A 7,841-nucleotide genomic window follows, 5' to 3' on the forward strand; every position below is an offset into this window, starting at 1 on the left:
CACTCTTCTTCGGAATGGCCAGAGTTCAGGCAATCTGCCCAGTCGATTTGGCCTTGAACCCAAGGGGATGGCTCGTTGTTCTGAGGTTCCGGGGCGGTGTTCGTGGAAGGGCCGTCATAGAAATTGTTGGCGCAATACTGTGTCCAGCCGGAGGTGCCGTCGGTAAACCAGGTGGTGCCCTGCTCGTAGAGTCCCTGCGAGGATTTCGCGCAATGCGAAATCGTTTTGTTTATAGCTGTCGGCTCGCCGTTGGGTGCGCCGGTGTAACCGGTGGGTCTCGAGCTTTCTGTCGTCCGGGTCGGGGGTGTTGACGGGTTAGGGGTCTTGGTGGTGGATTGCGTCGTCGATTCTGTGCTGCTTTCTGGGCTGGTGACAGTTTTTGTAACGGTAGTCGGTTCCGGTGCTCTTTCTGGTTCTCCGTTGGAGCAAGCCGAAAGGCACAGTGCTGGAATAGTCAGTGCGAGGGCGAAAACGTGTCGTTTGTGCATGTGAAATACCTTACTGTACGGGCAGGTGAAAAGGTGTTTTCATTGAGTTCTGCTATCAGTGACGTGGTTTCCTCGCTGGAGGTGTAAGGCCCCGCATTGATGATGGTCCGACATGATTGTGGAACAGGTGTTTAATCTCACCGGCGATTTGGGCTTCGCCAGCAATCCCGTGGGATTGCAAAGAAAGTAGGGCTTGTTTTGGCCTGTGGTCGATATCACTTTAAAAGCCTGCGGGCTTGTAAGTGAATAGCATTATAGTTATATTTAGTTTACTTTTTATTCACCCCTTTGAGAGGCTTTCATTGATCGCCTTTCAGAGTACGATAACGATTCGTAGCCTGATTTTTGCTTTTGCCCATGCCGTAGTTCTTATTGGAAGCGTTTTACTATTCACCGCTCTAGGCAAGGAGTAATCATGGGCACTCATCGAGCATTTGCAAAACTGGCACGGTCAGCCACGGCACTCGTGGCTGCAGCTGGTGTCGCTCTGGCGGCGGCTCCCATCGCGGCTGCCGCACCGGCTTCGGCAACTGGTAATGATCAGGTCCTGTCCTGGACCGAAATGGGTGACTGGGGGCCAAAGGCAAATGATTTCCCCACCGTCATGATTAGGCAGGGGATGACCGAAAACATCAGCCCCGAGGGCACGAATGTGCAGTGTGTTCCTGCTCCTGGTGAGAATCCGGTCGTCATGATCCATGGTATGAACACGAACTCGTACCAGACCTATGCCCGCATGGCACCGGAGCTAAAGGCAATGGGTAAGTGTCTGTACGCATTTAACGTCGGCAAGCTAGGCCCTGACGAATTTTCGGTGCTGGGCTCTATTCCAACCATGCGTAACATGACCCCGTTGGATACCGCTTTGGCAGAGCTGACTGCGAAGATTGACACCCTCAAGGCGGAAACTGGTGCAGCCGCCGTTGATATTGTTGGACACTCTGCCGGTGGCGCCTTGGCTGCCGCCTACGCCAAGCAGGAGCAGGGCCAGGGGATTGGCACCATCGTTTCCCTGGCGGGCGTGCTGCACGGCACAACTCTGCTGGGCGCTTCCTATGGTTTGGAGCAGCTCAACCAGTTCGACAACGCCGGTGACAAGGCTGCGGGTTTCATTGTCAGCCCGAGCCTGGTGGATCTGCTGCAGCATAGCCAGTTCATGGCCAAGATGAATGAAGGTGGCCTGGAGCAGCCGGGCGTCAACTACGTTGCAATCTCGACTCAGGTTGATGAAGCCGTCACGCCAATGGCTGCAAGCCAGTGGAACGCACCGACTTCCAACAACATCCTCCTACAGGATGGTTGCTCTGCGGACCTGTCGGGCCATATTGGTCTGACCTTCTCGCCGCGAGCAATCACGCTGGTAGCGAATGCGCTCGGACGTAATGTTGAGGTTCCGTGCGTGCCGGTAACCGCCGTTTTTGAAGGCGGCATCAACGACAATGCCAATGTTCGCCCAGAACACGTCAATGCCGTCTCTGATGGCATCACGGAAATAGACGGACGCATTGCCCAGGCTGCAGAATCACGGTAGCGATATTCGTGAGCAGTAGCTCTTGATAAAGGGCGCGAGTCGACAGCGATAATAGCTAGTCGGATCGCGCCTTTTTCGCCATCAAATCCAGGGCAATAGCGGCGCCAATAATGGTCGCGCGTAGCTCTGGTGGCAAATCATCCTTGAGCTGCAAAACATAGCGCTCATTGCCGGATAGGAGATTCGCAAACCCCGACCACTTGCGTGACATCTGTGCAACTTTGATGTCGTTGATCATAAAAGTGGCGTCGTAGTGCCAGAGGTCTCCGTCGACACGGCAGTCAGCAAAACCGGGGATTGAAATCTCCAGCTTCCGCTGAAAGAACGCAAACTTCTGCTGAATAGTTGCCAAAAGGCGCGATGGCCCTACTCCGCCCTGCTGCTTGCCCTCAGAGTCTGTCGCCTGCGAGCCAGGGTAGTAGACCTCGTAACGGTCAAGGGTAAAATCGGTCGGGTCGGTGATAACGAATACCGGAGTGCCGTCCGGCTCGGACACTGTCAGACGACGAGAGCCCATAAACATTCTGCTCAGCGTGCTGCCCGTAGTTTCGATCTTTCCGATGCAGTGGCCCTCGGTATCCAGTATGTCGAAATCATCCGCCATGAAATTTCGAATCTGCTGGATAACGATGCTGTTGTGCGAGAGCAATCCCTGAAAGTGCCCTTGCTGTGGCGGAAGCTGCTCCGGCGAGGGAGGCTGCTGCGGCGGAAGCTGCTCGGGCGCGGGAGGCTGCTCCGGCGCGGAAGGCTGCTGCTCGGAAACATCTTCCTGATCGTGCTGTGGAATCTGATCCCACAGCGACTTTGGGTTATCCCAATATGAACTCATGGCAACAGCCGTCCTTTTGTGGTGCTGAAAGCTGAGTGGCTTAGAAGTTCTCTACGAGTGCCTTGTTGAAAGCCTCGAGGTCGGCCGGGGTGCGGGAGGAAATCAGGTTGCCGTCAACGACAACTTCCTCATCGACCCAGTTGGCACCAGCGTTAATAAGGTCAGTCTTGACGCTGATGTAGGAAGTAATCGTGCGACCCTTCAGCACATCCGCATCGGTGAGAATCCAACCGCCGTGGCAAATCACGCCGATTGGCTTGTCAGCTGCGGCGAATGCCTTTACCAGGGCTACGGCATCCTTATCGATGCGAATCTGGTCTGCATTTACGGTGCCGCCAGGCAGAATCAGAGCATCGTAATCATCGGCAGAAACGCTGCTGGTGAGCTTATCGACATCCACCTGCGTGCTATTCTTGCCCTCAATGGAGCCATCTTCGGTGGAGATAACATGCACGGTCGCACCGGCATCCTTCACGGCCTCCGCCGGGCTCGTCAGCTCGGAGTCCTCAAATCCGTTGGTGGCCAATACTGCAATAGTCTTATTCGCTAAATCAGTCATGGCCCCGAGGGTAACGGCATCGTCGCGTTTATGCATCCGCCCGAGTATTGTTTTGATTGCAATATTGAAAATTACTCTAACGGAGGGCGGAAAATGCCTCATTATGAAGTTCTTCAGGTGGTTCTGAAGGAAAAGTTCATCGGTACCGGCTCAGCTAATCTGACAGAGCTTGAGAGGGTAATCAACGATAAGGCTTCGCAGGGGTTCCGGTTGCACACGATTACTACTGCCTCTTCGGGCAGTAAGGGACTGATGGGCGGGGACCGTATCCAGGCGACCATGATCTTTGAGAGTCTTACCTAGTTGCGTAAGTAATCTCCGCCATTATGAAAAACCGCTTGCTTTTACACCCGCGCAAGCGATATTCTGAAGTCCCGTGGTTACGAAATACATCATCGTTACGGGAGGCGTAGCCTCCTCCCTCGGCAAAGGCTTAACCGCGGCGTCGCTCGGCCGCCTGCTTACCTCGCGTGGTCTGAAAGTGACTATGCAAAAGCTCGATCCCTACCTCAACGTGGATCCGGGCACCATGAACCCCTTCCAGCACGGCGAGGTCTTCGTCACCGAAGACGGCGCGGAAACCGACCTGGACCTGGGGCATTACGAGCGCTTCCTCGACCGCAACCTCTCCGCCGGCGGCAACGTCACCACCGGCAAGGTCTATTCCTCGGTCATCGCCAAAGAGCGCCGCGGCGAATTCCTCGGCCAGACCGTCCAGGTCATCCCGCACATCACCGACGAGATTAAATCCCGCATCGTCGCCATGGGCAACGCGGACGCAAACGGAGAAAAACCCGACGTGGTCATCACCGAAATTGGCGGCACCGTCGGCGATATTGAATCGCAGCCCTTCCTGGAAGCTGCGCGGCAAGTGCGTCACGACGTCGGCCGCGAAAACGTCTTCTACCTCCACGTGTCACTGGTTCCATACCTCGGCCCCTCCAAGGAACTGAAGACCAAGCCCACCCAGCACTCAGTAGCTGAACTTCGCTCGATTGGCCTGGTTCCCGATGCCGTCGTTTTGCGATGCGACCGCGACGTCCCCGACTCCCTCAAAAACAAGATTGCGCTGATGTGTGACATCGACCGCGAGGGCGTGGTGTCCTGCCCAGATGCGCCGAGCATCTACGACATCCCGAAGGTCCTCTACGACGAGCACCTGGACACCTTCATCATTCGCCGCCTCAACCTGCCGTTCCGCGACATGGATTGGGCTGTGTGGGGAGACCTGCTCGAGCGAGTTCACAACCCAAAGAGCGAGGTCACGGTGGCGCTCGTCGGCAAGTACATCGACCTGCCGGACGCCTACCTGTCCGTCGCAGAAGCCGTGCGCGCAGCCGGTTTCGCCCACCGCGTGAAGGCGAACATCCGCTGGGTCGCCTCCGACGACTGCGAAACCCCCGAGGGGCTGAAAGAAAACATGGCCGGCGTTGACGCGATTGTCATCCCCGGTGGCTTCGGCGGGCGTGGGATTGAAGGCAAAATCGCGACCATCCGCTACGCCAAGGAAACCGGCATGCCACTTTTGGGAATCTGCCTGGGTATGCAGTGTGTTGTCATCGAGGCGGCACGCACCGCGGGTGTCGAAGGCGCCTCGTCGACCGAGTTCGACGAAAACGCGGCCGAGCCGGTCATTGCCACGATGGAGGAGCAGCTCCAGGCCGTCTCCGGCGAGGCTGACCTAGGTGGCTCCATGCGTCTGGGTTCCTACCCGGCGAAGCTCGCTGAAGACTCCGTCGTCGCGCGTCTCTACGGCAGCACCGAGGTCACCGAGCGTCACCGCCACCGCTACGAGGTCAACAACGCATACCGTGCCCAGCTCGAAGAAGCAGGCCTGGTCATCTCGGGCACCTCGCCGGACGGCAAGCTCGTCGAATTCGTCGAGTACCCCACAGATGTGCACCCATACCTCGTGGCCACGCAGGCGCACCCGGAGCTGAAGTCACGCCCCACCAACGCTCATCCGCTTTTCGACGGCCTCATCGCCGCAGCCCTCAAGCGCGCTTAGCTTAGGTCCACAAGGTCGAATCCGGCCTACCTATTAGAGTGAATCTCATGGCGCACCAATTTGACGTTGTTGATTCCGAGATTGTTCTCGAGGCACCTATTCTCGCGATCCGCCGCGACCAGGTGCGAATGCCGGGTGGGAATGTGTCCGCCCGTGAGATTGTGGAGCATTTCGGCGCTGTTGCAGTCGTTGCCGCAGATGAGGATAACCGCCTCTACCTGCTGAATCAGTGGCGGCAGGCGGCAGGGGAGCGTCTGGTGGAATTGCCGGCCGGGCTCCTCGACGTCGCAGACGAAGACCCGCTGGAGGCCGCCAAGCGTGAGCTAGTGGAGGAAGCCGGGCTGGAGGCCGAGTCCTGGTCCCTGCTTACTGATATGTTCAGCTCGCCCGGCTTCGCAGAGGAAGCGGTCCGGATCTACCTGGCTAGGGGTCTCCGTGCCGTCGATAAGCCGGAAGCCCACGATGAGGAAGCGGACATGACTGCGTCGTGGATTGACGTCGAGGAAGCGGTGGCGATGGCGCTGCGCGGAGAGATCCTCAACGGCATCGCACTGTCCGGCATTCTGCTGGCGGCGGAGGTGCTACTGCGAGGCGCCACGCCGCGCGCGGTCGCGGAGCCGTTTACGATTCGACCGACGGCCCTGGCGAAGCGCCGGACGGAGCAGCTTGGCGCCGGAGCGGACCTGAAACGTATCCGATGAGTTCAATTGATCCGCTTGTCGACGCCTTCGTGACCTACCTCGCGGTGGAAAAGGGCCTGTCGGCGAATACGCTCGCTAGTTATAAGCGCGACTTGGAGAAGTACCGCACCTACCTGCGGGAGATCGGGCGCACGGAATTGGCGCAGGTCACCGAGCAGGACGTAACAGAGTTCCTGGCGTATCTGGCGCGGGGAGATAAGTCGGCGGGTAGGCCAGCGTTGGCCCCGACCTCGGTGACGCGGTCGCTGTCGGCCGTGCGGAGCTTCCACAGGTTCGCGGTGGGCGAGGGGGCGTTGGAGGCGGATGTCGCCAAGCGAGTGGCGCCGCCGAAGCAGCCCTCGCGGTATCCAAAGGCACTCAGCATTGACGAGGTCACCCGCCTAATCGAGTCCATCCCCGCCGACGACACCGCAGACGTGACCGACCTGCGCAACCGCGCACTGGTGGAGTTTTTGTACTCGACAGGTGCGCGAGTTTCAGAAGTCACCGGCCTGGATATCGATGACGTGGATCGCGAAACCAACCTCGTGTTACTGCGCGGCAAGGGCGGTAAGGAGCGCATTGTGCCAGTGGGCTCGCCGGCCATGGCGGCGCTCGATGCCTGGCTGACACGCGGGCGTCCGAGCTGGGTGCGGGCGAACACCGGGCCGGCGCTGTTTATCAACTCGCTGGGACGCAGGCTGTCGCGACAGTCGGCCGGAAATACGCTGGCGGAGTTGGGTGAGCGCGCCGGGCTGAGCGTGAAAATTTCCCCGCACACCCTGCGCCACAGTTTCGGCACGCACCTCATTGAAGGTGGTGCCGATGTGCGCGTCGTCCAAGAGCTATTGGGACACGCCTCAGTGACGACGACCCAGATTTACACCATGATTACCGCGGAGAATATGCGACGAGTCTGGGCGGGGGCTCACCCACGGGCTGAATACTCGCGGTAATATGCGGCGGTAGTATGTAGCGCTACTACGCGGCGGTAATATATGGCGGTATTACGTGGCGGCATTACGTGGCGCAGTAGAATTGATGAGAAATCTTCAAGGAAGAGGGATTGACTGTGGCTGAAGAAGGGTTGTTTGAGGCCGATCGAGTTGAACTCGGTCTCACCGGTCGTCCGGCACGTGAGCTGCCGGAACCCGCACCCCTGACCAGTCACGGTCCCGCGGTCATCCTGGCAATGTGTAACCAGAAGGGCGGCGTGGGTAAGACCACCTCAACCATCAACCTGGGCGCGGCACTGGCGGAGTTCGGTCGTAAAGTCCTGCTCGTTGACTTGGATCCGCAAGGTGCACTATCCGCCGGTCTTGGTGTCCCGCATGAGGAACTCGACCTGACCGTCTACAACCTCATCGTCGACGACACCACCGACGTCCGCGACGCCATCCACCACACCAAGGTTTCCGGCCTGGATCTGGTCCCGGCCAATATTGACCTGTCGGCAGCAGAGATCCAGCTTGTCAACGAAGTCGGCCGCGAGCAGGCCTTGGGGCGCGCACTGCGCCCAGTGATGAATGACTACGACTTCATCATCATTGACTGCCAGCCATCGCTGGGCCTGCTGACCGTCAACGCCCTGACCATCGCCGAGGGCGTCATCATCCCGATGGTGGCGGAGTACTTCTCCCTGCGCGGCCTGGCACTGCTCACCGACACAGTGGCCAAGGTCCGCGACCGCCTGAACTTCAACCTGGAAGTCTCCGGCATTCTGGTCACCATGTTCGACCGCCGCAC

At 58.6% G+C, this 7,841-nt stretch carries 8 protein-coding genes; 6 read left to right on the forward strand and 2 right to left on the reverse strand.

Going from position 1 to position 7,841, the window contains the following annotated elements:
- Positions 1–903 precede the first annotated feature (903 nt).
- Positions 904–2,019, forward strand: a complete 1,116-nt coding sequence (locus HMPREF3011_RS04450) for a lipase family alpha/beta hydrolase (RefSeq protein WP_070841215.1) — start codon at positions 904–906, stop codon at positions 2,017–2,019.
- Between the two features lie 55 nt (positions 2,020–2,074).
- Here HMPREF3011_RS04450 and HMPREF3011_RS04455 read toward each other — a convergent pair whose 3' ends face one another.
- Both HMPREF3011_RS04455 and HMPREF3011_RS04460 read right to left on the reverse strand, forming a co-directional pair.
- Complete coding sequence (locus tag HMPREF3011_RS04455) at positions 2,075–2,848, reverse strand: LURP-one-related/scramblase family protein (RefSeq protein ID WP_070841216.1); 774 nt, start codon at positions 2,846–2,848, stop codon at positions 2,075–2,077.
- 40 nt (positions 2,849–2,888) lie between these two features.
- Positions 2,889–3,407, reverse strand: a complete 519-nt coding sequence (locus tag HMPREF3011_RS04460) for a type 1 glutamine amidotransferase domain-containing protein (protein ID WP_070841521.1) — start codon at positions 3,405–3,407, stop codon at positions 2,889–2,891.
- A 93-nt stretch (positions 3,408–3,500) separates the two neighbouring features.
- On the opposite strand from HMPREF3011_RS04460, the gene HMPREF3011_RS04465 reads away from it, so the two are divergent.
- From HMPREF3011_RS04465 to HMPREF3011_RS04485, 5 genes are all read left to right on the forward strand, one after another.
- On the forward strand, positions 3,501–3,710 hold the full coding sequence (locus tag HMPREF3011_RS04465; protein WP_038625583.1) for a DUF4177 domain-containing protein: 210 nt from the start codon (positions 3,501–3,503) through the stop codon (positions 3,708–3,710).
- A gap of 73 nt (positions 3,711–3,783) precedes the next feature.
- Positions 3,784–5,415, forward strand: coding sequence for a CTP synthase (locus HMPREF3011_RS04470; RefSeq protein ID WP_070841217.1), 1,632 nt, complete (start codon positions 3,784–3,786; stop codon positions 5,413–5,415).
- A gap of 47 nt (positions 5,416–5,462) precedes the next feature.
- The gene (locus HMPREF3011_RS04475; protein WP_070841218.1) at positions 5,463–6,116 is read left to right on the forward strand and encodes an NUDIX domain-containing protein; all 654 of its coding nucleotides are present in this window, start codon (positions 5,463–5,465) and stop codon (positions 6,114–6,116) included.
- The gene (locus HMPREF3011_RS04480) at positions 6,113–7,051 is read left to right on the forward strand and encodes a site-specific tyrosine recombinase XerD (RefSeq protein ID WP_070841219.1); all 939 of its coding nucleotides are present in this window, start codon (positions 6,113–6,115) and stop codon (positions 7,049–7,051) included. Before HMPREF3011_RS04475 ends, HMPREF3011_RS04480 begins: the two co-directional genes overlap by 4 nt.
- A gap of 116 nt (positions 7,052–7,167) precedes the next feature.
- Positions 7,168–7,841: ParA family protein (locus HMPREF3011_RS04485; RefSeq protein WP_246821418.1), on the forward strand; the 674-nt coding region annotated here is incomplete at its 3' end.

Source organism: Corynebacterium sp. HMSC074C04, assembly GCF_001838295.1.
GTDB lineage: Bacteria > Actinomycetota > Actinomycetes > Mycobacteriales > Mycobacteriaceae > Corynebacterium > Corynebacterium amycolatum.

Excerpts from the sequence above, each read along its gene's own strand:
- HMPREF3011_RS04475 (WP_070841218.1), top strand. The coding sequence starts at position 5,463 with ATGGCGCACCAATTTGACGTTGTTGATTCCGAGATTGTTCTCGAGGCA.
- HMPREF3011_RS04460 (WP_070841521.1), bottom strand. The coding sequence starts at position 3,407 with ATGACTGATTTAGCGAATAAGACTATTGCAGTATTGGCCACCAACGGA.
- HMPREF3011_RS04450 (WP_070841215.1), top strand. The coding sequence starts at position 904 with ATGGGCACTCATCGAGCATTTGCAAAACTGGCACGGTCAGCCACGGCA.
- HMPREF3011_RS04480 (WP_070841219.1), top strand. The coding sequence starts at position 6,113 with ATGAGTTCAATTGATCCGCTTGTCGACGCCTTCGTGACCTACCTCGCG.
- HMPREF3011_RS04455 (WP_070841216.1), bottom strand. The coding sequence starts at position 2,848 with ATGAGTTCATATTGGGATAACCCAAAGTCGCTGTGGGATCAGATTCCA.
- HMPREF3011_RS04465 (WP_038625583.1), top strand. The coding sequence starts at position 3,501 with ATGCCTCATTATGAAGTTCTTCAGGTGGTTCTGAAGGAAAAGTTCATC.